Genomic DNA, 25,855 nt, shown 5'->3' on the forward strand with positions numbered 1-25,855 from the left:
GTGCTAGGTCTTAATCCGCTTATACCGCAGGCGGATAGAATTACCAATCACCACCACATCAGAAAACGCCATGAATAGCGCGCCCCACATCGGGTTGAGGAAGCCCATAGCCGCAATAGGGATCGCTACAATATTGTACGCGAACGCCCAAAACAGGTTTTGCTTGATCGTCAGCACCGTATGCTCTGAAATCCCAAACGCCTTGCGCAAATAGGATAGCTTGCCGTTGAGCAAAATGATCTGCGCCGACTGAATGGCCACCTGTGAGGCATTGCTCAGCGAGACGCCAACGGTCGCCTTCGCCAAAGCAGGTGCATCGTTGATACCATCGCCCACCATAGCCGTTGGAGCCTGCTCAGACAGGGCTGTAATGCGCTCGAGCTTTTGTTCGGGCAATTGGCCCGCGTAGTACTCCCCGATGCCCAGCTCCCGGGCAACTTCCGCCACTTTGGCTTCCTGATCACCACTCAGCAATACTGCCGACTTCCCCTGTGCTTTCAGATAAGCTACCGTCTCAGCGGCATCGGGCTTGATCTCATCCGACAGTTCTATGGTAGCCAGTAGCGTATCATTCTCAACCAGGTAGAGCGCTCCTGCTTTGCCCGCCACCGTCTTGGGCAGCATCCGCTCTGAGCCCAGGCGGATGATGTGCCCATGCGCATCCCGTGCTTGCAGCCCCCGCCCCTTCAGCTCTTCCACCTCCTGTAGTTCCACCACCACGCCATTGACCCGGCTTTCCATCTCCCGCAGTAACGATTGTGCGATCGGGTGGGAAGAATGCTGCTCCAATTTGTAAATCAAGGCATTTGCCCGGGCTTCATCCGGCTGATGGTACTCGATGTGCTTAATGCGGAAATCGCCAGTCGTCAGTGTGCCTGTCTTGTCAAACACGACCTTCTGCACCTTAGAGAAAACCTCCAGGGTTTGCCCACCTTTGACCAGAATACCATTTTTGGCCAGCCGGCCCACGCCCACCATGACCGCCGTTGGTGTGGCCAGCCCCATCGCACAGGGACAGGAAATCACCAGTACAGCAATAGCATTCATCAGTGCCTGACCGAACGGCAGTCCGAAAGCAAAATGCCCCAGCAACAGCGCCAGCAACGCGATACTGAGCACCACAGGCACAAAGATGGCACTGATTTTATCTGCCAGCCGCTGAATGTCCGGCTTGTCTTGCTGTGCTGTTTTGACCAGCTCTATCATTTGGCTCAGTACGGTATCCCGGCCGGCAGCTGTGACCTTGACTTTCAAAGAACCCCCAACCACGACTGATGCACCGATGACCCGGTCGCCAGCCGACTTATTCACCGCCAGAGACTCGCCGGTCAGCATAGACTCATCGACAGCAGCTTCGCCTTCCAGTATTTGGCCATCAAGTGGCACCTTATCACCCTCATTGACCAGTAGCATATCCCCTACTTGTACCTCCTCCCGCTTCAGGGTTACCACCGTGCCCGAAGGCATCACCTTCCGGGCGGTTTCCACCTGCAGTTTCGTCAACTCACCAATGGCCGTTGTGGTCTGTTCCACCGCCCGTTTCTCCAGCCAGTTGCCCACCAGTACCAGAGTGACAATCGTCGCACTCGTTTCGTAAAAGATGTAGTTGGCTTCCCAAAGCAGCGTGCCCACCAGGCTGTAGACAAAAGCCGCGGTACTGCCCACAAAGATCAGTACATCCATATTCGGCACCCCTCCTTTAAGCGAGCCCAGTGCCGAACGCCCAAAGTGCAAAAACCCAATCACAAAGGGCGGCAGGCAAAGTACCATCTGAAACCAGTAGTTCTCCATAATTGCAATCTCCACACCTGCCATCATGAAGAAGTGGTACATCAGCAGAGGGAATGCGAAAATGGCACTGATCAGCAGCTTACGCTCCAGCGTCCACCAGTGGCTCTTCGCGTTGCTGTCCTCATCCACCACCGAAAAGCCCAGCTTGTGAATGCCCTGCCGGACTTTTTCCTGGTCAATGCCCCCCGCCGTTTCCCGGTAGCGCACCTCTTTGGTCTGAAAATTCACATAAACGTCCTCCAGCCCTTTACGCTCCAGAAATTTATTAAGGCTGGCTGCGCAATTATTGCACGTCATGCCCTCTACTTTGAGTTCTACTCTATCATTAGCCATAGTGATGGTCGCTTTTCTGTCTGAATACCAGTAAGGTTGCTGAACCTTGCCCGCTGTTTTACCTTTGTTAAAGGTGGGACGTAGTTGTTTCGTTCGGAACAACTACCTTCGTACTATTAAACACATCAATCCAAAATCAGATTAATAATGAGAACGCTAAGCCTGTTATTTGTACTTGCTTTGTTTTTTACCAGCTGCCAAAGCGGTGGAGATGCCACGGGTACCGACGGTGCCACCGCCGATAGCACCGCTGTGGAGGAAGCACCAGCCATGAAGTATACCCTTACGCCCTTCAGCCCGTCCGAGTCTTATCCCGATGCCGCCATTGAAGGGGTCACCTACGCAGATGGAAAGTTCAACTTTATGGTTGGCGGAGAGACCTACAAACTCGGTGTACAAACACCCGATGCAGACGCCAAAATGTGCGCCAACAGCGCTAAGGGGCAGCACATCCACCTGATCATCGATGATCAGCCTTATGCGGCGAAGTACGAAGCTGCATTTGACTACGAAATTGAAGACGGCGACCACTACATGCTTGCCTTTCTGTCGCGCTCCTACCACGAGAGCATCAAGACCAACGCTGCTCACGTCGCTAAGAAAGTCACCGTTAAAGATAATGGCTTCATGGCTGATGAAGATTTTGAAGAGCCTATCCTGTTTTACAGCCGCCCAAAAGGCACCTACACAGGTAAAGCACAAACCGAAAAGGTCATGCTCGACTTCTACCCGGTCAATGTCCCCGGCTTCGGTACAGACCACATGGTCAAAGCGACCATCAACGGTGAGGATCACATGATTGACACCTGGCAGCCGTACTATGTAGAAGGTCTTCCAATGGGCGAGAATACCATTACGCTTACCCTCGTTGATGCCGAAGGTAATAAAGTAGATACGCCGCTCAATCCGGTTACCCGTACCTTTACCCTGCAGGAGGACCCGGCAGAGTAAATATAGAGCGCATCGCTCACCTATCTAAAGCGAAATAATCACTATACAGGCAGTCCGCACCCGCGGGCTGCCTTTCTTGTTACCCCCTCAATACAAAAAGTGCTGCTCGCACACTGTGCGGCAGCACCCAAAAGCCAGTAAACCAGTAGCCCTTTGGCTACTAACAAACAAACATTCTTGACACTCCAAAGGGAAAAGTGCAGCCCGTGTAGCAGGTGATCTTGCCCCACACTGCTCTCCTTACCATTCTAAAGATGACGGATACGGGCTACACCTGTATAATCCCTTTCGAAGTTGGCTCTCCCACCGCAGGCGCAGCATTCTGCACCTATATTCCGGTGTTTTAGTATTTTGATGTAGTTTCGTTTTTCAAAGACATCTATTCAATACCAACAACCGTGCCAAAAATGAAAAACCACTTTTTTCTACTGTTTTCTTTAGTGTTGCTGTGGAGCTGTAATGGCGCTGAAACCGAGTCCCCTCCCTACACGGCGCAAAAAACCGCCTTGTCCAATGAAGCCGCCGTAGTCTCCCCACACCCATTGACGACGCAGGTCGGTATCGATATCCTCAAAAAAGGGGGGAATGCTGTAGATGCTGCCATCGCGGTACAGTTTGCCATGGCTGTGGCTTACCCCCGGGCGGGCAACCTGGGCGGGGGCGGCTTTATGGTCCTACGGCAACCCGATGGTACCACCGATGCCCTCGACTACCGGGAACGGGCACCCCTAGCGGCCGGGCGTGACTTGTACCTCGACAGCACGGGGCAAGTCATTGAAGGACTGAGCCGCAACGATGCGCTGGCGGCCGGCATCCCGGGCACCGTTGCGGGTATGGAAGCTATTTTTAAAAAGTACAGTGCGCTGGAAGACTGGAGCGCCCTGCTTGAACCAGCCATCCGCCTGGCAGAAGAAGGCTACCCCCTCTCCCCTGCTGAAGCTGAGCGCCTCAATCGCTTTCAGGAAGCCTTCCGTACCTATAACGAAGGGCCTAACCCCTTCATCCGCGACACCTTTGAGGCATGGTACGTGCTCAAACAGCCCGTCCTCGCCCGTACCCTCCGCAAGATTCAGCAGCTTGGCGCCAAAGGCTTTTACCAGGGCCCGGTTGCCGAAGCGATGGTACAGGAGTCGCAATCGCGCAACGGTATTTTCACCCTGGAAGACCTCCAACAATACGAGCCCGCCTGGCGTACGCCCACCCGTGCCAATTACCGGGGCTATACCGTCATCAGTATGCCCCCGGCTTCCAGCGGTGGGGTGGCACTTTCCCAAATGCTGAATATGGTTGAGCCTTTCGACTTGCAAGAAAAGCCATTCCACAGTGCCGCTGCCGTCCACCTTATGGCTGAAGCCGAACGCCGTGCCTTTGCCGACCGCGCCGCTCATCTGGGCGACACCGACTTCTACGATGTACCGATGGATTCCCTCATGAGCCGCGCCTACCTCGACCAGCAGATGGCCGACTTCAACCCCAATCTGGCGACCCCCAGCGAAAACATCATCGCCGGGGAATTCCAACTGCTAAAGGAAAGCTTTGAAACCACGCATACCTCCGTGGTAGATGCCGAAGGGCAGGCTGTATCCATCACCACCACCCTCAATTCCAACTTTGGCTCCAAGGTCTGGGTAAGGGGTGGCGGCTTCTTTCTCAACAACGAGATGGACGATTTTAGTGCCAAACCCGGTGTGCCCAATCAGTTTGGGCTCATCGGTGCAGAAGCTAATGCCATTGAGCCGCAAAAACGCATGCTCAGCTCTATGACGCCTACCATCTTGGAGCGGGACGGGCAGCTCTATATGGTACTCGGTGCACCGGGCGGGTCTACCATTATTACAGCGGTTTTCCAGGTAATCCTCAACGTGATTGATTTTGGGATGCCTTTGGAGGAAGCCGTCAACGCCGACCGTTTCCACCACCAATGGCTGCCTGATGAAATCTTGGTGGAGCGCGGTGCCCTGCCCGATAGCACGATGGCACAGCTCAAAGCTATGGGCCACTCTTTCCGGGAAATCGAGCGCATGGCGGTCATCAAAGCTATACTAAAGGATAAAGATGGCGCCCTACATGCCGTAGGTGATTTCCGAAATCCGGATGATGATGCGCGGGGTTATTAAGGCCCGTACAAAGTGTGAACAACAAAAAAATACCCAAGACCTCTTTAAATTCAGGGCTTGGGCATTTTTCACTCTTATAAAAAAAGCTTTACAGCTTCCCTGGGAAACGACCAGGACTCACCTCATGCATCATACGGTAGATGCGCTCGAAAACATCCTCAGGGCTGGGCTTGGTGTAGTAATCACCATTGGAGCCGTAGGGCGGGCGGTGGGCACGGGCGGTGAGCGTTACCGGGTCAGAATCGAGGTGGCGGTAGCCGCCTTGCACTTCCAGTACCTCCCGCATCATAAAGGCGGTGGCCCCGCCTGGTACATCTTCATCCATAAAGACGATACGGTTGGTCTTCTTCAAAGACTCCAGGATGATGTGCTCCAGATCAAAAGGCAGCAGGGTCTGCGCGTCGATCAGCTCAACGGAGATGCCTTGTTGCTCCAACAGTTGGACACCAACCTGTGCTACGCGCACACAAGACCCGTAAGTCACTAAAGTCACATCATGACCTTCCCGCAGTACTTCGGGCACGCCTAATGGAATGGTGTAATCACCAAGGTTGTCTGGCGTCCGCTCTTTGAGGCGGTAACCGTTGAGGCACTCCACAATTAGTGCGGGGTCATCGGATTGCAGGATCGTATTGTAAAACCCGGCGGCCTGTACCATATCGCGGGGCACGATCACATATATACCCCGGAGGGCATTCAAAATCATGCCCATAGGTGAGCCGGCGTGCCAGATACCTTCCAGGCGGTGGCCACGGGTCCGGATGATCGCCGGGGCTTTCTGCTGACCATTACTACGCCAGCGAACGGTTGACAGGTCATCCATGAGTGGCTCTAGGCCGTAAATCAAATAGTCGAGGTACTGAATCTCGGCAATTGGGCGCAGCCCCCGCATGGCCATGCCAATCGCCTGCCCCATGATGGTCCACTCCCGGATGCCGGTATCGAAGACCCGGCCCTTGCCATACTTCTGCTGCAAACCAGCGAAGCCCTGATTCACGTCGCCGATATCTCCCACGTCTTCTCCGAAAGCACACAACTCCGGATACTGCGCCAGTTTTTTATCGAAAAAAGCATTGAGTACTTCGTAGCCGTTTTTGACTTCAGAATCTTCAGAAAAGGTTTTATGTACCACCGGAACGTTCAGCGCCGCCTGTGGGGAGTCGCTGTGCAAATGGGCATGATAGTGCTTATGTGCTAATTGGTAGGATTGATCAATCCAGTCGCGGAGGCCGGACTCGATACCCAGTCCGGCGCCCATAATCTGATAGAGCATACGGCGGGCAACTTGCGTCACTTCGCCATCTACCGGGTGCATCAGGCGGTCGAGTTCCTGCCTGAGTTCATCACAGGGGCCATCATCGGCAGGAATTTGCTCGAAGACCGCTTTAAGGTCCCTGATTCGTCTTTTAGTCGGTGCATTGGCAGCTTTCCAGGCTTTATCGCGGCACTCTTTGACGTAAGCCTTCGCGTCTTTGCGGATTCTTTTCGCTTCATCCGCTGTAAAAAGCCCCTCCCTGATCATCCACTGTTCCATCAGCAGAATGGGGTCGTGGTCTTTTTCCCACTGCAGGCGCTCTTTAGATTTGTAACGCTCATGCGATCCGGAAGTCGAGTGCCCCTGTGGCTGCGTTACCTCGATAATATGGAACAAAGCCGGACGGTGGGTATCCCGCATTTTGGCAATCCCCTTCGCATAGGTTTCCACCAGATCGGGGTAATTGCCTGCTTTGACGACGTAGATGTCCAGTCCGGTATCGTCACCTTCGGTTTGGAACCCCTGTAAGGCCTTGGAGATACTAGCTTTAGCGGTTTGGTACTCAATCGGGACGGAAATGCCATAGCCATCGTCCCAAACAGATACCGCGAGTGGCACCTGTTGTACGGCAGCAGCATTAATGGTTTCCCAAAAAACGCCTTCAGAAGTAGAAGCGTCACCGATCGTCACAAAGCTAATCTCTTTACCATCCTGAGAAAAGTCGCCACCTCTTAACACCTCTGCATTCACACGGTAGTGCTTAGAAGCCAGCGCCAGGCCCAGGGAACGCGCCATCTGGCCCGCTGTACTGGAGATATCGGCGCTTACATTGTATTGGTTGAGGAGGTCGAGCCATTCGCCTTCGTGGTCAATCGCAGCCGTAGCGAAGTGGCCGTTCATTTGCCGCCCCCCGGAGAAAGGGTCGTTTTCGGGGTCGGCATAGAGCTGGGCGAAGAAATCTTCAACCGTAGCCAGACCAAGGGCAAACATAAAGGTCTGATCGCGGTAGTACCCGCTGCGCCAGTCCCCTTTTCGGAATGCTTTTGCCATAGCTACCTGAGGCACTTCCTTACCGTCGCCGGTAATACCAAATTTGGCTTTTCCGGTCAGTACCTCTTTACGGGCAAGCAAGCTGGCCTCCCGGCTGATACAACAAATTTCAAAATCTTTGATAATGGATGCTCTGGATGGCCCGTCCCCTGAATTAGCAGACTCGCGGGTTATAGAATGGTCTAGCATACTTTTATCAGTTGTGCTGGTTATAATTTGGTTCACTTTGCGCTTTTGCAAAATTTAATTTCAAAGGGCTTAAATATAGCCGTGCTAATATACAAAAAATTTGGCTCGTACACGCTCCAAAAAGACAAAGATAGGCCGGAATTGTTCGCTTTTCCGGTCGATGCGGCAAACCTTCAAATCCTGGATTAACAACTCATTAACCATAAAGTAAAGCCTTCAGCTTTTATATTGTTATCAATAACTGTATTTTTGGGTCGCATCCAATTTATTTGTGATCTATCAAAAAAAAATAACGTGATGAAGAAAGTATTTTCCGTATTAGCGCTGCTGGCCCTGGTAGCAACTGTAAGCTTTGGTCAAAACGACGCTGCTGCCACACCGGTTGCAGCAGAAGAGGCTAAGGAAGGTCCTCAGATGGCTTTTGAGACAGAAACTGTTGACTATGGTACGATTGAGCAGGGTTCTGACCCCTACCGTGTATTCAAGTTTACTAACACGGGCACAGAGCCCCTGATCATCACGCACGCCAAGGGTAGCTGTGGCTGTACAGTACCTACATATCCTAAAGAGCCTATCGCTCCGGGTGAAACCAACGAAATCAAGGTGCGCTACGACACGAACCGTCTCGGTAAGTTCACCAAGCGCGTAACCCTGACCACCAACGCTGGTGATGAGAAGCAGATGCTGACCATTAAAGGTGAAGTGACGAAGAAGCCGGAAGAACCTGCAGGCCTGCCTGCAAACGAAGGCAACATGTTCAACAATCAGTAATGAAGGTTGTCATCAGATAACCTTTCTTACCGGTAACTGAAAAGCCCCGGAGTAGCGTGCTACTCCGGGGCTTTTCTCTTTGGTCAAACCTTTTTCCTGCCTCAGGGTTATTTCATTTACGGGCATTGGCCCGGGAAGGAACCATAAAAAAAACCCTTACTTGCAATGAAGTAAGGGCCTCTAACCCAAACAAATAAACACAAAAACTACTTCTTAAGTGTGACACAAACATAGGATGATTTATAATAATACTCAAATTAATATATTTGGTTTTGTGACATCCTACATAATGCTTATTTGCCACAATATATAAAAAATAAAGGTTTCACAGGTACTTTTTCGTGACGAATTTGCACTGGGATAACCCCACTTTATCTTGTCACATTTTTTTTATTTTAACGCTTAGAGCCCTAAAGCACCAAAACCGGAACAAAAACATACCATTTCGTGACATCAATAAATCTCAATATGCTCTTACTACTTTCACCCGCTAAGACGCTGGATTATTCAGAGCCTGCAACAGCCCTCCATGATCAGCCACGCCTGCTGAGTGACAGTCAGCCGCTGATTGACCTGCTTAAAGACAAGTCGGAGCCGGAACTGATGAAGCTCATGAAAATCAGTGAAGACCTCGCCACCATTAACCGGGAGCGCTATCAGGACTTTGAGACCCCTTTCGACCTGAATAATGCCAAGCAGTCCATTCTGGCTTTCAAAGGCGATGTCTACGTCGGCCTTGGAGCAGAAGACTTCTCTGAAGAAGACCTGCAGTTTGCACAGGAGCAAATCCGCATTTTGTCTGGCCTGTACGGAGTGCTGCGGCCCTTGGACCTCATGCAGCCCTACCGCCTGGAAATGGGGACAAGACTACAGAATGAACGGGGCAAAAACCTCTACGAATATTGGGGTGCCCGCATTACCGAGCTGCTCAACGCTGACCTAAGTGCCGATGGTCAGGACAAAAGTGTGGTCAACCTGGCATCCAAAGAGTATTTCTCCGCTGTAAAGCCCAAAGAGCTGCAGGGGAAGCTGTACCAGATCGACTTCAAAGAACATCGGGACGGGAAATACAAGATCATTGCCTTCTATGCCAAAAAAGCACGGGGCATGATGGCACGCTATGCGGTCAAAAACCGCATCACCTCTCCGGAAGGCCTGAAAGCCTTTGATGTGGATGGCTACACCTTCAATGAGTCGCTATCTGAAGCACAGCACTTTATATTTACGCGGGAGTCTTAGAGCCTGTTTTAATCCTTATCGGTAAGCTTGAGGTAATCCTGAACGGTCGTCAGAAAATAAGCCCGTTCATCACCATCATCAAAGATAGGGGCGAAGGTAGAATCCGCCGCTGCCACATACCATCCTTCGCCCCGCTTCAGGCTTTCGTAGAGCTGCATACCCAAGGCATACTGTTCCCCGGGCGTGGGGGGCTGTAGCTGTAGAATTGGGGCGGACCAAGCTGTATCCTGTGACAGCGTCAAAGGCGACAGGAAGCCATCTGCCCAGTCGTTGGGCTGTAAAAAGAGGTAGGCTTCGTCTTCCAGCCAGTTGTTGGCAATGAGCGGATAGAGGACCGGGCGCTGCCGCACCTCCTCATACTTATTCAACCGGTAGAGCTCAATGCGGCTTTTGGGCTGCTCTTCCACGGTGTACTGTATGCTCCGCATGTTTTTAAAATAAAGCAGGGAAGGGGGCGTAGTGCGGAAGCGACGATCGCCTGTACCCTTTTGACGCTCAGTGGAATTGGGGCTACAAGCCGCAAAAATCAAAAAAAGGCCGACAACAGCCCAGGAAGTTTTCATATCTTTCTTCTTTAAGAGCGTGTTGGGACTTTAGTAATCGGTCTGGCCCGGTGCACCGGGCCAGACCGATTACTAAAGTCCCAACAAAATCCAAACCGACCTAATTAACAACATGCGACACATAAGGTTTTTACTCGCCCTCGTGCTTACAGCCGGCCTGACTGTACTCGCCAGCCTGCACCAGCCCATGGGCAGCCCGCTGCCGGCGCTTGGGCAGTTTCTGAGCCCTTTTACCGGTTTTTGGCAAAATGCAGATCCGGCACATCAATTCAAAGACGCCACTTTAGCCTTCCCTCAGCTTTCCGCTGAGCACGAAGTGGTGTTTGACGAGCGGGGCGTGCCTCATATTTTTGCGCAAAGCGCTGAGGATGCCTCCTTTATACAGGGGTACATTCATGCCCGCGACCGGCTCTGGCAAATGGATATTTCGGTACGCGCCACCATTGGCCGGCTCTCCGAAGTAATGGGTGAACGCACCCTGGAACGCGACCGCCTGCAAAGGCGCAAAGGTTTACTATGGGGAGCCGAAAATGCTTTAAAAAAATGGATGTCTTCTCCGGAGGAAGTGACGATCATCAACGCCTACTGCGAAGGGGTCAATGCGTACATTAGTAGCCTGAAACCTGCCGATTACCCTCTTGAATTTAAATTGCTAGGCTATGCCCCGGAGCCCTGGACGCCCCTGCATATTGCAGCATTCTACAAATCGATGTCTGAAGCACTTTGCAGTCGGCACTATGACATTCCTGCCACCCATGCCCGTACCCTACTGGGCGACAGTCTCTTTCAAGTGCTTTATCCGGAATACAACCCTGCACAGTCGCCTGTCATCCCGGAGACTGTAGAGTGGAATTTCGAGCAGTTGCCACTGCAACAGCCTACTACCGGAGATAGCATGCTAAGCATCGGTGCACCCCGTACGCCCTTTGATTTACCTTCGCCTTTTATTGGCAGTAACAACTGGGCGGTCCGTGCTGAGAAAACCGCTAACGGCGCCCCAATATTATGCAATGACCCGCACCTGAAGCTGCGCCTGCCTGCAGTCTGGTACGAGCTGCAAATGCAAACACCGGAATACAACGCTTATGGTGTTTCTTTCCCTGGTGTACCGGGCATCATTATTGGTTTCAACAATAAAATGGCCTGGGGCGTCACCAACGTTGGGCATGATGTACTCGACTGGTACCGCATTGACTGGGCCAACCCGGAAAAGACGGCCTACCTGATAAACGGTCAGGAACAACCGGTAAGGGAAATCGTAGAGGTCATTCAGGTGAAGGGGCGGCAAGCCCCCGTAAGGGATACGGTACGCTACACAGCCTGGGGGCCGGTCACCTACAATGACCCCGAGCACCCCAACCACGATATGGCGATGCGCTGGCTGGCCCACGATGAGCCCGCCGAAAAACCCTTCTACGCCCTGGGGGCTTTCACCCGCCTTATGGGCGGCCAGGGGCTGGCAGATTACCAAACGGCACTGCGGGGCTGGGAGAGCCCTGCCCAAAATTTTATCTTCGCCAGTCAGGACAACGACATCGCCATCACCGTTAATGGCAAGTTGCCACTGAAAGCCGATCAGCAAGGCCGCTTTGTGCAGGACGGCAGCCGCTCCGCTTCCGGTTGGAAAGGCTTCATCCCGCACGAGCACCTGCCCCGGGTCGTCAATCCGGAGCGTGGCTTTGTATCTTCTGCTAATCAGCGATCTACTGGGCCAGACTATCCTTACTACTATAATGGCGGTTTTGATGACTACCGGGGCCGGTACATCAACCGCCGCCTTGCGGAAATGGAAGGCATTACAGTAGAGGACATGAAAGCCCTGCAACTGGACAGCCGGAGCCTGAAGCCGGAAGAGGTGATGCCCGTATTGCTGCGGCTGCTCGATCAGACGGCCTCCGAACTGCGCAACCATGAGCGCGTGACTGCTTTGCGCAGTTGGGATTATAACTTCACCAAGGATGCCGAAGCACCGAGCCTGTTTGAAGACTGGTTCAAAGCAGCCTACGCTCAAACCTTTGACGAGCTCACGGTTTGGGAGGATTCCCTGGAAGTGTTGAAACCCGAAGAATGGCGATTCGTAGAGCTTCTGACGACACAGCCCGGGCACGCGATATTTGACCATCAGGTCACCACAGCAGTGGAGACGGCGCAGGATATTGCCCTGCGCGGGTTGGAGGAAGCCCTGCAACAGCCCCCGATATCCTGGGCCGCCTATCAATCAACGGACATCGGGCACATGGCCATGATCCCTGCTTTTTCCCGCCTTGACCTGGACGTAGGCGGCTACGAAGACGCCCCCAATGCCATCAAGCCTGAACACGGGCCTTCCTGGCGCATGGTAGTGGAACTGGGGGAAAAGCCCAACGCATGGGGCATCTTCCCGGGCGGCCCCTCCGGAAACCCGGGCAGTGTCTTTTATGACCCTATGGTCACGCCCTGGGTGGAGGGGCAGTACAACCGCCTGCACCTCATGGACAACCCGGACGATGCCTCGGTGCAGCCCATTTATCGACTCACCTTCAAAACTGCTGAATAATCATGCAAAAAATAATATCTGCTGCATTAGCGATTCTGGTTGGGGGTGCCGTAGGCCAAAGCCTGCTGGCTTGGTGGAGCCTTCCTGTTCTTGCCGCCCTGATTGCCCTGATCTTCCGTATGCGCCCGCGCCCCGCCCTGATAGGTGGTTTCCTCGGCGGGCTATTGCTCTGGGGTGGCTATGCGGCTATCCTGAATGTCCAAAATGATGGTATACTCAGTGCCCGCATCGGGGCGCTTTTCGGTGGCGTGAGTGGTATATTGCTGGTGTTTATCACCGGTTTTTTTGGAGCTGTTTTTGCCGCCCTCGGTGCCTGGACCGGAAGCCTGGTAAGGGAGAAAGAGTAGACTTGATGGCAGGTCAGTGCAGTGGGGAAAAAGAGCTGTTTTCAACCACGTGTCCCGGTAATTACCTGTATTTCAGGAGCTTATCCTGAGCTAATTGACTAAAAAAGGCATCCCGGTTCTACCGGGATGGGAAAAGGCAGCGCTATTCTAACCCTGTAATGATCCCCGACGCATCAAGTCTGGTGAACGGGAAGCCGGAAAGCCGCCGTACGCCCAGCGGCTGGCAGCCTGATCTTATCAACTTCTGCAAATCCAGCCCCTTCAAACTCTGTTTTGTCGAATAATCTTGACCTGCACAGAAGAGACTGTTACATTGAATACTAAATGCTAAAAACCTGATATGAAAGATCATAGATTCGAAGAAGCCCGTAAGCGTGTAACTAAGAAAAAGAAGTTTTATAAGCACCTGGGCTCCTTTATCATCGTCAATGTCTTTTTATTTCTGCTGAATATTTTCACCTCCCCCAGTCATTTTTGGTTTATCTATCCTATGTTGGGCTGGGGCATGGGCCTGATGGGGCATTACTATGAAGCCTTTGGGTTTCCGGGTATGCGGGGAGAAGAAGCAGATTGGGAGCAACGGGAAATAGAAAAGGAAATGCACCGGCTAAACGGAGGCGACTCCGAAGAGGATCAATTGGAACTCCGGGAGCTGGAAAAAAGACCACAGAAAAAGTGGCGGGACGAGGACCTTGTGTAACACTACCCCTTACACACCACCGGGTGTGGGCTCTGCTTGCGGTTGCTCCATACTCTTGTAATAGACTCTTGAGCCCGGGGCAACGCTTCGCGTGATCCACACATTACCACCGACGATGCTATCCCGGCCTATCACCGTTTCTCCGCCCAGAATAGTCGCCCCGGAGTAAATCACTACGTTATCTTCAATGGTCGGATGCCGTTTCGTCTTGGCATATTCCTTTCGCACACTGAGCGCTCCCAGAGTAACCCCCTGATAGACCTTGACATTATTCCCGATCTCAACCGTTTCGCCAATGACCACGCCCGTACCATGATCAATGCAAAAGCGCTCGCCTATCGTTGCGCCCGGGTGGATGTCAATACCAGTAACGCTATGAACATGCTCTGTAAGGATCCGTGGAATCAGGGGAACGCCCAACCGATGAAAAGTATTGGCCAGGCGGAATACAGCAATAGCCCGGAACCCGGGATAGGAACGGATGACCTCTGTACGGCTCACCGCTGCCGGGTCGCCCGCCATAATCGCATCGGCATCCATTTGTAAGCGCTCATAGTTCCGTGGCAGTTCTTCCAAAAAGGCCGCTTCCAGCTCCTCCGCCCTTGCGGGCAACATATCTTCAATTTTCTCCAACAGCGTGAACAGCTCCAGCTTCAATTGCTGGTAGTGCTGTCCCAATTCACGCTCACTGCGGTAGCGGCGGTTCGCCAGTTCCGGGAACATGACGGTCAGTAAGCCGTCCAGCCAACTACAGACTTCGCTGGGCGAAGGGATTTTGCGGGAATCGCGGTGGGCGCGAAACAATTGGGCGACAAACTGTTGTTCTTTCATGTTGAAATTTTCATATGCTCTAATCATAAAGGCTGAACACCGAAAAAGTTTTACCCGGGCTTGCGTATTTCCGCCCAGGCCGCTTTTGTGCGGGACTGCAAGGTGGTTTTGATGGAACTTTCCAGAGTGTCGAAATCATCGTGCTCGAAAGTCCGTAGAATTTGGCCTGCACTAAGGTAGCTTACCCGGCTGCAAACCTGACGCACTGTAGCGAGTATATGAGAGCTCAACAATATGCATAGCCCGTAGCTTTTTAGCTGCTCCAATATTTCAAAAAGCACTTCCGTACTTTCGAGGTCCAGCCCGCTGAAAGGCTCATCTAAAAGCAAAACCTTGTAGCGCCCTGCCAAAACGCCTAATAGAGCCAGCTTTTTTCGCATCCCCGTAGAATACGTCTCCGTCAAATCCTTTAGCGGCAGCTGAAAAAGCCCGTTCCACTTTTCAATTGGGAAGCCCGGGTTGCGATGTCTGCACAATTCCAGGTATTCCTGCCCGGTCTGATAGGGGTAGAAATAGGGCGTGGCAGGCAGGTAACCAATATCTGTAGGGGACAAGGGCTCCCCCTGCCAGGTGACTGCCCCGGAAAAGGAAGGCCCTAACCGGCACAGGGCTTTAAAAAAGGTCGTTTTCCCTGCCCCGTTGATTCCCAAAACACCATGCACTTCGCCCGCTGCAGCCTCAAGGTGGATGTTATTCAGAATAAGCGTTTTGCCATACCCGGCAGCGAGACTACTAATTTCAAGCATCGTAAGCCATTTTGAAATGATGCCGCGCTCTTTTTACAAACCGCAGCAAATAGAAGCCCACTACCGGTAATAGCAGCGGAAAGAAAAGGCTGAAGTAAGCCAGGGTGACCGGCAGGCTCTGCACCACCCGCTGCCGCCCGGGCTGCCAGGTCGCATATTTGTAGGCCATGGCAAAAGCCAGCATCAAAGCAATAAAGCTCAGCCCGATCAATGCCAGGTACCAGTATGCCGGGTGAAAAACCAGATGTAATAGCAACCCAGGTGTAAAAACCATCAACTGCAGCCAGAAATGACGGAGCCAGTGCCGGAATAGCCCTCCTCCTTTCACTACGACTGCTATCGTCAACTCCCGGGGCTCCTGATATTCAAACACCGAAGGAATAAGGCTTGCCCAGAGCAACATCACAATCAGTAAGACCGCCAGTCCATAGGAAGCAGCCAGGCTAAACAACCAAAGCATGCTAAACAAGGCACCATAGCGCCTCAGCGCGCTCCGCCATTCAAAAAGCGTACCAGGCAACCCCCACCCCATAACGGGCAGGAATAAATTTTGTCGTACTGACCACTCTGGCAGGAAACCACAAACAAAAGCACCGGCAGCGGCCACCGGCAACATCCCCCAGTTGGCGGTGTAGGCGATAAGCGGCAGCGCTGCACAACTCGCCACTACAGCATATTCTATCCCAAAAATCCAGCCCACCGCAAATCCCGTGCGCTTGAGGAAGCCGCTGTCCTTTCGCCTGAAGTGCCAGTTGAGGATAAAAAACGATGTTAGAAGCGGGATAACCCACCCTGGGACCTTTGCCATCGCTTCGAGGCCCTGCAGCACAAAGATTAGCAGCAGTGGCAGTGCTATCACCCCCGGTATGCCTGCTGAATACAGTATACGACCGAGCTGCCGTACTCTGAAACGCAGATAGACCCCAAAGCTGTTGACTTTTAAATCCATACCTTATTAATCTGTCCTGCCTAATTTAATCCAATCTCCTGGTTTTTCTAGTACAATTCTGCCGGCGCTGTCTTATCCGGGATGAAGAGCTCAGTATATTCCACGATTAGTGCGTTTTGTGTATCAATTGCTGTACATTAACGGCAGTCCAAAATTTCGACGAATGATAAAGAAGTTGCGGGGCATTGCGCCACAGTCCACCGCAGACGGTGCTTATGCCCCTTCCAAACTGTCCTTAAAGCTGGCCGCCAGTCCGGATGCCGCCCACGCCTTTGGGCAACTAGCTACTCAAAAAATGGTGGAGTCCCTGAATGCCCCGGGCCGTTCATAAATATAGCCATCAGAAGACCGTAAAAATTCAAAGTATGATCAAGACCCAGGGCCTGACCCGACGCTTCGGCGACTTCACTGCTGTGAGGGACGTATCCTTCGAATTGCAGAAAGGCGAGACCCTTGCGCTAATTGGTCCCAGTGGATGCGGTAAAACCACCACGCTCAAAATGCTCAACCGCCTCATTACGCCTTCCGCCGGTCAGGTATGGGTGAATGGGCAGGAGATCAGTCAGCAACCAGTAGTGCAACTGCGCCGGAAGATGGGCTATGTTATCCAGGATATGGGGCTGTTCCCCCATTATACCGTAGCAGAAAACATCGCTGTGGTACCCAGGCTATTGGGGTGGGAAAAGCCAAAAATACAAGCCCGCACCGGGGCATTGCTCGAACAGCTTGGCCTGGGTACCGGCGCTTTCGCCCAAAAGTACCCGCACGAGCTCAGTGGCGGGCAACAGCAGCGGGTCGGTATTGCCCGGGCATTGGCGGCCAACCCGCCCATCGTGCTCATGGACGAGCCCTTCGGCGCACTCGACCCACTGACCCGGCAACAAATCCGGCGGGACTTCATGGAACTGGAAGAACTGCGCTCGAAGACCACCATTATGGTCACCCATGATATTGAAGAAGCCTTTGAAATGGGCAGCCTGATCTGCCTGCTCAATCAGGGAGCAGTGCAGCAACTGGGGCCGCCGGAAGCTTTATTGCAGGCCCCTGCCAATGATTTTGTCGCCGACTTTGTATCGGAAAAAGCCGCCGAACTGGAACTGCGGTCGGCTAAACTACAGGATATCTTCAACCAACTCCCCCAACAGTCACCCGCTGAGGGAGGGGCGCTGCCGCTTGCCCCTACGCTGCCGCTGCTGCGCGCTATCTACCAGTTGGCCAAAGCAAAGGGGCAACATCCCCTGGGCTCCACCACACAAGACGGTCAAAAACGCTACTTCACACTCTCTATCCTTATCGAAGCTTTCAAAAACAACTTGCAGTCATGGGCGAACTGATAACCTTTTTGGGCGACAACCGCGCCAAGCTGCTCGAGCAAATCCTGGAGCACCTTGGCCTCACCTTTATTTCCCTGCTCCTTGCTGCAGCTATTGCGGTACCCCTTGGCATCTTCATCACCCGCCGCCCAAAGCTTTCCGGCAGCGTACTGGCTTTTACCGGCATTTTGCAGACCATCCCTAGCATTGCACTGCTGGGGTTTCTGATCCCTGTATTGGGGATCGGGATCAAACCGGCGGTGTTTGCACTATTTTTGTATGCGCTGCTGCCCATTCTACGGAATACCTACACGGGCATCAGCGAGGTAGACACGGCTGTGAAGGAAGCAGCGCTGGGCATTGGGCTGTCTAAAGGGCAGCTGCTGCGGCAAGTCGAGCTGCCACTGGCGCTACCGGTCATCTTCGCCGGATTGCGAACAGCCACCGTCATCAATGTGGGCGTTGCTACCCTGGCTGCCTATATCGGTGCCGGCGGGTTGGGAGAGTTCATCTTTGGCGGCATTGCCCTCAATAATGCGACTATGATCCTGGCAGGGGCACTGCCTGCCGCCCTGCTCGCCATTATATTTGATCAGTCGCTGGCCCTGCTGCAAAACTCCAGCGCCCGGAAACTAACCCAACTCGGCAAACCGCTGCTGCTGGTTATCCCTCTGCTTTCTTCCGCCTACTTCTGGCCGCAGGCTTACGCCCCGGGCTGGAGTGGCGGCTTCCCACCTGAATTCATGGGCCGGTCCGATGGCTACCAAAAGGTGGTGGATACTTACGGCGTGGATTTCACCACTACTATCTTGAACAATGCATTAATGTATGAAGCAGTATACGAAGGCGAAGTAGACGTCATCAGTGGCTATGCTACGGATGGGCGGGTGGAAGCCTACAACCTGCGGCAGTTAGAAGATGACAAGCACGCTTTCCCTCCTTATTACTGCGCTCCAATTGTGCAGAAAAAGTTGGCGGAGGAAAATAAAGAGCTGGTTGACGCCCTGAATCTCCTTGCTGGCCGGATCAATGATTCGGTGATGACGGTGCTGAATTACCGGGTAGACTTCGATAAGCAGTCGCCGGAACAAGTAGCAGAAGACTTTCTAAAAGCACAGGGGATTTGGCAACCGGACCGGAAGGAAGGAGGCGAGACCCTCATCATTGGGTCGAAAATCTTTACCGAGCAGTACATTCTGGTAGCGCTTTTCAGTCAATTGATCAACGGGTATACGGATTACGATGTAGACACCCGCCCGGGGCTGGGCGGTACTAAAATCTGTTTCGATGCACTTCGCAATGGCGAGATTGACCTCTACCCCGAATACACCGGGACGGGGCTGCAGGTTTTGCTGAACCCGCCACAGGATACCCTGCAGCGCATCATTACGCAACCGGATGCGGTCTACCGCTACGTGAGCCGGGAATTTAAGGCCCAATATGATCTGAAATGGCTCGCGCCTTTAGGTTTCAACAACACCTACGCCCTCATGATGCGGGAAGCGCAGGCCGAAGCATTAAATATCAGGACCCTGTCTGACCTTGTGCAACCGAAGTAGTACGCTGTCAACGATGTGGCACATTAAGCCAGACAGAGAACTTTGAGGTGGCCAGCCCTGGAGCGGGCTTTTGTTTTTTCTGGTACTTAATAGGTTGCCCTACTAAAACGCTTCCGAACGGAATTTGACTTTTCCATCCACCATCGTCAGCAGCACCTTTGACTCCAGGATTTCCGGATCAGAACAGTTGATCAGGTCATGAGAAAGGACTACAAAGTCTGCAACTTTGCCTGGAGTGACCGACCCTTTAAAGTCCGCTTCGAAGCCTGCGTACGCATTACCGAGGGTGTAGGAGTAGATAGCTTCTTCCCGTGTCATGCGCTGCTCCGGGAAGAACTCAAAGTCGTTGTCCGCGCGCTTCCGGGTCACGGAGGCATAATAGCTGAGCAGCGGGTCTACATCTTCTACCGGGGCATCGGTACCATTGGCAATGATGACGCCTTCATCCAGAAGACTTCGCCAGGGATAGGCACCAAGGCGGGAGCGTTCGCGCCCTAGGCGTTTTTCTACAAATGGAGCATCAGAAGTGCAGTGTATGCCCTGCATAGATGCAATGATGCCCATTTCGCGGAAGCGTGGGATATCAGCTGTATCGAGGTGCTGCGCATGCTCGATGCGCCAGCGCAGATCTTCTTTTTCAGGGTTAGCGCTGAACTGCTCTTCGTAGATGTTCAGTACCACCCGGTTCGCCCGGTCGCCTATGGCGTGTACACACATCTGCATATCGTGGTCCATAGCGAGCTGAGCAATGTTCTTCACTTCCGGTATAGGCGTGGTATTTTGCCCGGTGAACCCCTTTTTATCATTGTAGGCACGCAACAGCCAGGCACCAAAGGCCCCAAGCGCACCATCTACCTCCGACTTGATGGCCCGGCAGGTAAAGAAGTGGTCGCCCACATTAACTTTGGGGTAGCCCTCCAGATTATCCTTCATTTCGTCGTAGCTGTGGCGGACCATTGCCCAGAGGCGGAGGTCGAGCGATCCGGCTTCAGCCATTTCTTCGTAGCGTTCCAGCTCAAAGTATTTGGAGCCTGCATCCTGGAAAGAAGTGACTCCTTTCTTCAGGCATTCCTCCTCTGCCAGCTCAATAGCCCGGTACCATTCTTCGGCTTTCGATTCTTCTGAAAGGCCCGCACGGTATTCATCATAGGCAGCGTTAATCAGGCTCATGGCACGCTCTTCGAAGACTCCGATCGCTTCACCCCGGGAATCACGGACCACCTCTCCACCAGAAGGGTTTGGTGTTTCGGCCGAAACGCCCGCCAGTTCCATGGCTCTGGCATTCGCAAAAAGGGAGTGCCCGCTAGCATGCCTCAGGATCACCGGGTTGTCGGGCGATATGGCACTCAGCTCATCGTGGTAGGGATAACCCAAAACCGAGCGGTCGGGGGTCGATGTCCACTTTTCCTGGTGCCAGCCCCGGCCGGTAATCCATTCACCGGGTTTCGCGTTTTCAGCCGCTTCAGCCACCATTTGTACGATCTCCTCCCAGCTGCTGGTCTTTAGAAAATTGAGGTTAATCAGGCTGTACCCTAAGCCGGAAAAGTGCCCATGCCCCTCTATAAAGCCTGGCATCATAAACTGCCCTTTGAGGTCAATTACCTCCGTACTATCGTCTTTGAATGCCATCAGGTCAGTGGTGGTGCCTACCCGCAGTATACGGCCGGCTCGCAAAGCTACTGCTTCAGCTTTTGGCTGCAGGGTGTCTACCGTGTAAATGTTACCATTGATCAGCAAGGTATCGGCTGTTGTACCTGTGGAAGTATCCTGGCTACAGGCATTCAAAAGCACCAGGAGCGGGAGCATCAGCAAAGAAAGGAGTCGGTTCATGCGTTTGCGTTGTTTTGTGTCGCTAACCTAATAAACTTTTGGCACATTAGTGCCGGTAACCTTTCCAGGTCCCGCCGTACCGATAGCCCGGTTCCTTACGGTGTTTTTCGCAGCAGGCCTTACACACAAAGACCCAAGGCCCTTTTTTCTGCAGCTGTATGCGGTACAGAGTGGATTTCTCAAGGGAGCAGGTATAGCACGGTTTTGTCTTCATCGTACAACGGTAATATCCAAAAATGCCGGACAGTTTACAGAATCCGAAAAATTTAACTCCTATTTTGAAACTCAAATAAATCAATCACGTATTAAGCATAGAAATATTAGATTAATGCTTATATTTACATGAGCTGAGAGCGTAAAATTCTACCTTACCAACACTGTGTAATATACTACACTATCCCCTATACACTATAACAACTCTATCTTAACACGCTATGGTATCATCGTTTCAACGATGGTAACAATTTATTAATTAGTACATCAAACAGATATGCCCAAAACGGAGCCTCAGGGAGAAGCCCAGATGCTCCACCTTTTGCTACTTAATCTGTCAACACACATTGGCGAGGGAGCGGGATTTCGTATCTGTTTGGGTTCAAAGATTTTAAAAACCCGAATGTTTATGAAGTGTTTGGTACAGTTTCTAAGTCTGTTTTTATTATCGCTCCCCCCACTGCTGGCACAAGACACACCTGATCCTGCCCCCTGCGGTGCTATCGCCAGCCCTGCCTCCATTCAATTGATGGACAGCCTCCAGAAAAACTATGTCAGTTATGCTGTTGCTTTTGCGCCTGGTAATAGTTATAGCATGATGGACATGGTCCCTGTCCAGGTACACATCATCCGCCGTAGCGACGGCACCGGTGGCATTACAGAAGCCGAGTTCAACACCGGCCTAGATGAAGTCAATGACTTCTTTGCGAATGCCAATATGGAGTTTTTCCAGTGCGCGCCAATTAATTTCATCAACAGCGACACGTACTTCAATTTCAACACTTCGGAAGAGACTAGTTTTTGGAACACCTACGGAGTGGAAGACGTGCTGAACATCATCATCCCCGGGGGTAGCCTGACCACAAGCTCAGGTGGTGGCCTGTGCGGCTATGCCTACCTGCCCGGTGGTGGACGCGACCTGCTAGCAGTAGCCAGGAGCTGTTTCATCTCCGGTGGGAACACTTTTGCCCATGAAGTCGGGCACTACTTCGGCCTTTATCACACGCATGGCAAAGTGAACTGCGGTGGCCTGACCGATGAGTTGGTCAATGGCTCCAATTGCAGCACAGCGGGCGATGACGTCTGCGATACTCCTGCTGATCCCGGCCTGCTGGGTATCGGTTGCACTGGTTACCTTGTCTCCAACTGTATCTATACCGGCAGCTTCACCGATGCCAATGGAGACGCTTACGACCCTGATGTATCCAATATCATGTCTTACGCTCCTCACACCTGCCGAAACACTCTATCAGCCGGTCAATATGCACGCGCCAGCTTTTACAACACCAACACCAGAGGCTATCTCACCTGTGGCTCCACTCCCAGTGTAGGGTCTACCTGCGCAGATGCACAGCCCATTACCAATAATGGCAACTACTTTCCTGATGGCCCTAACGAGGGCAATGGGTGCGAAAACTGCTCCGGCGGGGCTCAGCATGCCGACTGGTTCTACTACGATGCCCCGGCTAATGGCAGCATCTCGATCAGCAGTTGCCTGGGTGATGTCAATACACGCCTTTGGGTTTACACCGGGAGTTGTGGCAACCTCACGCCGATAGTGGGCAGTGATGACGACTGCCAAATCAATCAGAGTGGCCCCAACCTCGCCAGCGAAATCATTATGAATGTGACCGCAGGCACCCGATATTACTTTGAATGGGATGACCGCTGGTCTGCTGATAATTTTGGAATATCTTTTTCCTTCACCACCCCCTGCAACCCACCTTCTAATGTGGTGACTACCTCTGCTGATTACTCGCATGTAACCCAAGACTGGGAGGATGTACCGGGTGCGCAGGCCTATAATGTACGCTATCGCTCAGTGCCCACCGCTCCCTGGACGGTAGAAGAAGGGTTGACCAAGAGTGAACATACCATGGAGAACCTTTCCCCGTGCAACACCCTGGAATGGCAGGTGCAGTCTGTCTGCAACAGCATACCCAGCATCTGGAGCTTACCTTATGATGTAGGGACGTCTGGGTGTGCAGATGCCTATTGCTACTCCTACGGCAATAGCTGGAGCGCCTGGATTACCAGTGTTGCCCTCAGTAATTTGTCCAATAACTCCGACAATGGCAACGGGTATACCAACTTCACCAGCATGACCGCCACCGTGGTGCAGGGGCAGTCTTATACCCTCATTATGGATTCCGAGGATGAATTCGTAGCTCCTGTTTACTGGCGGGTCTGGGCCGACCTCAACAAGGACAGTGACTTTGAAGACCCCGGCGAACTTTTGCTCTCCGCCGCAACCAACAGCAGCTCTTTGGTGTCTGGCGCCATTACGATACCTGCTGCAAGTACGGTGGGCACCACCCGCCTGCGGATTAGCATGGACCGGAACAACTTCCCCGGGCCTTGCTCCACGGGTGGTTTTACGGACGTGGAAGACTACGGGCTGATCATACAGCCCGGTGCCTGCAATGCCCCTTCTGCCCCGTCAGTAAGTGATATTGGCTACTCCGCTGCCCAGGTTTCCTGGCCCGCAATACCGAACGCCAACGCCTATCAGATCCGGTACCGGACAGCGGCCAGCTTCACCTGGTCAACCACATCCTGGCTGACTGAAACTACAAATTACCTTTACAACCTGACCCCCTGCACCGATTATCAGGTAGAAGTGCGGAGCGATTGCGGCAGCAGCTTCAGCGATTTCTCACCTACTTCTACATTCTCTACCATCGGTTGCAATGAAGCCTACTGCTATTCTTACGGCAACAGTCAGACCGCCTGGATTGACCGGGTCAACATGGGGGCGATCAATAACATCTCCGGTAATGACCAAGGGTACGGCAACTATACCAACCTCAACACCAGCGTTCAGCCCGGTAATCAATACCCGGTATTCTTGCAGGCTCAGGGGCTTTCTTCCAATACACTGGTTTACTGGCGCGTCTGGGTGGATTTGAACCAGGACGATGACTTTGAGGATACCGGCGAGCTCCTGTACCAAAGCACGAGCGGTAGCCAGAGCTCGGTAAGCGGCATCCTGTTGATACCAGATGGCACCATTTCGGGTACGACCCGGATGCGGGTTTCTATGAGTACCAGTGGGTACAGTCAGCCCTGTGCAACCGGTGGCATCCGGGAAGTAGAAGACTATCAGTTGACCATCAACAACCCCGACTATCTGACCATCACACCGGGCAGCCTCAGCATTCCTCATACGGGTGGCACAGCAGGTTTTAGTATTGCCTCCAACACCAACTGGCAGGTAGCCGAAAACGCGGCATGGCTGGATGCCAGCCCGCTCAGTGGACTGGGCGACGGTATTGTCACCCTTACGGCTACGCCCAATTTAGGTACCAGCAACCGCACCGTGAACGTTATTGTGACCGGCGACGGCGTTGCAGACCAAATCGTTGCAGTGACCCAAACCGGCGCACCGGCCAATATCGCGATCACGCCTCCTTCTCAGGTGGTCACCGCTCCGGCCGGGCAAACCACGGTACAGATTACGTCGAATGCAAGCTGGACTCTTTCTTCCAGTCAGAGCTGGGCAACGCTTTCCCAAACTTCAGGGACAGGCAACGCGACCGTCACAGTCAGCTACAGTGAGAACGCGACTTCCAATCAGCGTACCGTTGCCCTAACGCTCAACAGCCCGGGGCAACCGGGGCAAACCGCTACCATTTTGCAAAATGCAGCGGCAACAGGACCTATACTGACGATCACCCCTTCCAGTCAGCAAGTAGGCGCTGCCGCTGGCCAAACCACTGTGCAGGTAAGCTCTAATGTAAGCTGGAGTGCCAACACCAATCAATCCTGGGCCACGCTTTCTATGGGGTCAGGAAGTGGTAATCAGACCCTGGTCGTGACCTATACAGCTAATCCTACGGGCAGCCCCCGCTCTGTGATGGTCATCTTAAGCACCCCCGGGCTGCCACCACAGACTGCAACCATTACGCAGGCAGCCGGCACCACGGCAACGCTTGCCGTAACGCCCGGCAGCATCACCGTAGAGCACCCCGCCAACTGCGTTAACTTCACCGTCAGCAGTAATACGTCCTGGACGGCAAGTTCACAGACCAGCTGGGTCACGTCTGTGACCCCGGCAAGCGGGACAGGCAACGGGACGATTACGGTATGCTACCAAGCCAACAACAGTGGCTCCCTGCGTATTGCAAACGTCTCCCTTTCTGGCGGCGGTACTTCCACCACCGCTACCATTAATCAGAACCCGGAAGTGGATGTAGCGCCCTGGCCCGTGACACCAACCGGCATCACGCACACTGTGATCCTGCCGGATACGCTCTACAGCGACTTAGGCGGCGGCATTCTCAGCCCGCAGGACTGGATCGGGTTTTTCTACGATGATAATGGCACGCCACGTTGTGCAGGTGTAGGGCAGTGGGACCCTAACAACAATACGGCAGTCACCGTTTACGGTGATGATGCACAGACGCCTGTGAAAGACGGGTTTGATGAAGGAGCACACCACTAGACATTTTAGAAAAGAAGCGTAAAAGCGACTATCTTTAAAGTCGACGAAAACCAAAAGACATGTCGACATTTACGCTTCTTGAGCAAGTTACAGAAAAGGCTGTAGAACTTCCAAAAAACACCGTAAAG

19 protein-coding genes are annotated in these 25,855 nt (G+C 52.9%); 11 read left to right on the forward strand and 8 right to left on the reverse strand.

All coding sequences use genetic code 11. The annotated features are described in order from the left end of the window. Positions 1-3: 3 nt before the first annotated feature. Entirely contained in the window at positions 4-2,124 is a 2,121-nt protein-coding gene (locus tag RIC19_RS09115; protein WP_350177994.1) for a heavy metal translocating P-type ATPase, read from the reverse strand. A gap of 147 nt (positions 2,125-2,271) precedes the next feature. Here RIC19_RS09115 and RIC19_RS09120 point away from each other — a divergent pair, with 147 nt between their 5' ends. Both RIC19_RS09120 and ggt read left to right on the forward strand, forming a co-directional pair. After that, entirely contained in the window at positions 2,272-3,075 is an 804-nt protein-coding gene (locus RIC19_RS09120; RefSeq protein WP_350177995.1) for a phosphopeptide-binding protein, read from the forward strand. Between the two features lie 407 nt (positions 3,076-3,482). Further along, a complete protein-coding gene (ggt, locus tag RIC19_RS09125) occupies positions 3,483-5,192 on the forward strand; it encodes a gamma-glutamyltransferase (protein ID WP_350177996.1) in 1,710 nt (569 codons plus the stop codon). 88 nt (positions 5,193-5,280) lie between these two features. Here ggt and RIC19_RS09130 read toward each other — a convergent pair whose 3' ends face one another. Next, the gene (locus tag RIC19_RS09130; RefSeq protein WP_350177997.1) at positions 5,281-7,686 is read right to left on the reverse strand and encodes an alpha-ketoacid dehydrogenase subunit alpha/beta; all 2,406 of its coding nucleotides are present in this window, start codon (positions 7,684-7,686) and stop codon (positions 5,281-5,283) included. Positions 7,687-7,983: 297 nt separating this feature from the next. Here RIC19_RS09130 and RIC19_RS09135 point away from each other — a divergent pair, with 297 nt between their 5' ends. Together RIC19_RS09135 and yaaA are read left to right on the forward strand one after the other, a co-directional pair. Then, complete coding sequence (locus RIC19_RS09135; RefSeq protein ID WP_350177998.1) at positions 7,984-8,457, forward strand: DUF1573 domain-containing protein; 474 nt, start codon at positions 7,984-7,986, stop codon at positions 8,455-8,457. A gap of 468 nt (positions 8,458-8,925) precedes the next feature. Further along, positions 8,926-9,696, forward strand: a complete 771-nt coding sequence (gene yaaA, locus RIC19_RS09140) for a peroxide stress protein YaaA (protein WP_350177999.1) — start codon at positions 8,926-8,928, stop codon at positions 9,694-9,696. 8 nt (positions 9,697-9,704) lie between these two features. On the opposite strand, the gene RIC19_RS09145 is transcribed toward yaaA, so the two are convergent. Then, positions 9,705-10,259: a hypothetical protein gene (locus RIC19_RS09145; protein ID WP_350178000.1), complete on the reverse strand. Its 555-nt coding sequence runs from the start codon at positions 10,257-10,259 to the stop codon at positions 9,705-9,707. Positions 10,260-10,371: 112 nt separating this feature from the next. On the opposite strand from RIC19_RS09145, the gene RIC19_RS09150 reads away from it, so the two are divergent. The 3 genes from RIC19_RS09150 (at position 10,372) to RIC19_RS09160 (ending at position 13,842) form a co-directional block, all read left to right on the forward strand. Next, complete coding sequence (locus tag RIC19_RS09150; RefSeq protein WP_350178001.1) at positions 10,372-12,795, forward strand: penicillin acylase family protein; 2,424 nt, start codon at positions 10,372-10,374, stop codon at positions 12,793-12,795. Positions 12,796-12,797: 2 nt separating this feature from the next. Continuing rightward, positions 12,798-13,142: a hypothetical protein gene (locus tag RIC19_RS09155; protein WP_350178002.1), complete on the forward strand. Its 345-nt coding sequence runs from the start codon at positions 12,798-12,800 to the stop codon at positions 13,140-13,142. Between the two features lie 340 nt (positions 13,143-13,482). Further along, the gene (locus RIC19_RS09160; protein ID WP_350178003.1) at positions 13,483-13,842 is read left to right on the forward strand and encodes a 2TM domain-containing protein; all 360 of its coding nucleotides are present in this window, start codon (positions 13,483-13,485) and stop codon (positions 13,840-13,842) included. Between the two features lie 9 nt (positions 13,843-13,851). On the opposite strand, the gene RIC19_RS09165 is transcribed toward RIC19_RS09160, so the two are convergent. From RIC19_RS09165 to RIC19_RS09175, 3 genes are read right to left on the reverse strand one after another with little or no spacing between them, the layout of a single operon-like run. Continuing rightward, on the reverse strand, positions 13,852-14,673 hold the full coding sequence (locus RIC19_RS09165; protein WP_350178004.1) for a serine O-acetyltransferase: 822 nt from the start codon (positions 14,671-14,673) through the stop codon (positions 13,852-13,854). A 50-nt stretch (positions 14,674-14,723) separates the two neighbouring features. Then, positions 14,724-15,419: an ATP-binding cassette domain-containing protein gene (locus tag RIC19_RS09170; protein ID WP_350178005.1), complete on the reverse strand. Its 696-nt coding sequence runs from the start codon at positions 15,417-15,419 to the stop codon at positions 14,724-14,726. Next, on the reverse strand, positions 15,412-16,368 hold the full coding sequence (locus RIC19_RS09175) for a hypothetical protein (protein ID WP_350178006.1): 957 nt from the start codon (positions 16,366-16,368) through the stop codon (positions 15,412-15,414). The genes RIC19_RS09170 and RIC19_RS09175 overlap by 8 nt, the downstream gene beginning before the upstream one ends. 163 nt (positions 16,369-16,531) lie before the next feature. Between RIC19_RS09175 and RIC19_RS09180 the strand changes: the two genes are divergently transcribed. From RIC19_RS09180 to RIC19_RS09190, 3 genes are read left to right on the forward strand one after another with little or no spacing between them, the layout of a single operon-like run. Continuing rightward, a complete protein-coding gene (locus RIC19_RS09180; protein ID WP_350178007.1) occupies positions 16,532-16,699 on the forward strand; it encodes a hypothetical protein in 168 nt (55 codons plus the stop codon). 34 nt (positions 16,700-16,733) lie between these two features. Beyond that, positions 16,734-17,702, forward strand: coding sequence for an ABC transporter ATP-binding protein (locus RIC19_RS09185; RefSeq protein WP_350178008.1), 969 nt, complete (start codon positions 16,734-16,736; stop codon positions 17,700-17,702). After that, positions 17,690-19,240, forward strand: a complete 1,551-nt coding sequence (locus tag RIC19_RS09190) for an ABC transporter permease/substrate-binding protein (protein ID WP_350178009.1) — start codon at positions 17,690-17,692, stop codon at positions 19,238-19,240. Before RIC19_RS09185 ends, RIC19_RS09190 begins: the two co-directional genes overlap by 13 nt. Positions 19,241-19,342: 102 nt before the next feature. Here the strand turns inward: RIC19_RS09190 and RIC19_RS09195 are convergent, their stop codons facing one another. Together RIC19_RS09195 and RIC19_RS25755 are read right to left on the reverse strand one after the other, a co-directional pair. Further along, complete coding sequence (locus RIC19_RS09195) at positions 19,343-21,070, reverse strand: amidohydrolase (protein WP_350178010.1); 1,728 nt, start codon at positions 21,068-21,070, stop codon at positions 19,343-19,345. A 46-nt stretch (positions 21,071-21,116) separates the two neighbouring features. Next, on the reverse strand, positions 21,117-21,284 hold the full coding sequence (locus RIC19_RS25755; protein ID WP_502930829.1) for a DUF8622 domain-containing protein: 168 nt from the start codon (positions 21,282-21,284) through the stop codon (positions 21,117-21,119). 408 nt (positions 21,285-21,692) lie between these two features. Between RIC19_RS25755 and RIC19_RS09200 the strand changes: the two genes are divergently transcribed. Beyond that, on the forward strand, positions 21,693-25,727 hold the full coding sequence (locus RIC19_RS09200; protein ID WP_350178011.1) for a GEVED domain-containing protein: 4,035 nt from the start codon (positions 21,693-21,695) through the stop codon (positions 25,725-25,727). Positions 25,728-25,855: the final 128 nt, after the last annotated feature.

The sequence above is a fragment of the Phaeodactylibacter sp. genome (assembly GCF_040219495.1).
Taxonomy (GTDB): Bacteria; Bacteroidota; Bacteroidia; order Chitinophagales; family Saprospiraceae; genus Phaeodactylibacter.

Bases quoted from the DNA above. Each gene is read 5' to 3' on its own strand.
- RIC19_RS09115 (WP_350177994.1), bottom strand. From the start codon at position 2,124: ATGGCTAATGATAGAGTAGAACTCAAAGTAGAGGGCATGACGTGCAAT.
- RIC19_RS09120 (WP_350177995.1), top strand. From the start codon at position 2,272: ATGAGAACGCTAAGCCTGTTATTTGTACTTGCTTTGTTTTTTACCAGC.
- ggt (WP_350177996.1), top strand. From the start codon at position 3,483: ATGAAAAACCACTTTTTTCTACTGTTTTCTTTAGTGTTGCTGTGGAGC.
- RIC19_RS09130 (WP_350177997.1), bottom strand. From the start codon at position 7,686: ATGCTAGACCATTCTATAACCCGCGAGTCTGCTAATTCAGGGGACGGG.
- RIC19_RS09135 (WP_350177998.1), top strand. From the start codon at position 7,984: ATGAAGAAAGTATTTTCCGTATTAGCGCTGCTGGCCCTGGTAGCAACT.
- yaaA (WP_350177999.1), top strand. From the start codon at position 8,926: ATGCTCTTACTACTTTCACCCGCTAAGACGCTGGATTATTCAGAGCCT.
- RIC19_RS09145 (WP_350178000.1), bottom strand. From the start codon at position 10,259: ATGAAAACTTCCTGGGCTGTTGTCGGCCTTTTTTTGATTTTTGCGGCT.
- RIC19_RS09150 (WP_350178001.1), top strand. From the start codon at position 10,372: ATGCGACACATAAGGTTTTTACTCGCCCTCGTGCTTACAGCCGGCCTG.
- RIC19_RS09155 (WP_350178002.1), top strand. From the start codon at position 12,798: ATGCAAAAAATAATATCTGCTGCATTAGCGATTCTGGTTGGGGGTGCC.
- RIC19_RS09160 (WP_350178003.1), top strand. From the start codon at position 13,483: ATGAAAGATCATAGATTCGAAGAAGCCCGTAAGCGTGTAACTAAGAAA.
- RIC19_RS09165 (WP_350178004.1), bottom strand. From the start codon at position 14,673: ATGAAAGAACAACAGTTTGTCGCCCAATTGTTTCGCGCCCACCGCGAT.
- RIC19_RS09170 (WP_350178005.1), bottom strand. From the start codon at position 15,419: ATGCTTGAAATTAGTAGTCTCGCTGCCGGGTATGGCAAAACGCTTATT.
- RIC19_RS09175 (WP_350178006.1), bottom strand. From the start codon at position 16,368: ATGGATTTAAAAGTCAACAGCTTTGGGGTCTATCTGCGTTTCAGAGTA.
- RIC19_RS09180 (WP_350178007.1), top strand. From the start codon at position 16,532: ATGATAAAGAAGTTGCGGGGCATTGCGCCACAGTCCACCGCAGACGGT.
- RIC19_RS09185 (WP_350178008.1), top strand. From the start codon at position 16,734: ATGATCAAGACCCAGGGCCTGACCCGACGCTTCGGCGACTTCACTGCT.
- RIC19_RS09190 (WP_350178009.1), top strand. From the start codon at position 17,690: ATGGGCGAACTGATAACCTTTTTGGGCGACAACCGCGCCAAGCTGCTC.
- RIC19_RS09195 (WP_350178010.1), bottom strand. From the start codon at position 21,070: ATGAACCGACTCCTTTCTTTGCTGATGCTCCCGCTCCTGGTGCTTTTG.
- RIC19_RS25755 (WP_502930829.1), bottom strand. From the start codon at position 21,284: ATGAAGACAAAACCGTGCTATACCTGCTCCCTTGAGAAATCCACTCTG.
- RIC19_RS09200 (WP_350178011.1), top strand. From the start codon at position 21,693: ATGAAGTGTTTGGTACAGTTTCTAAGTCTGTTTTTATTATCGCTCCCC.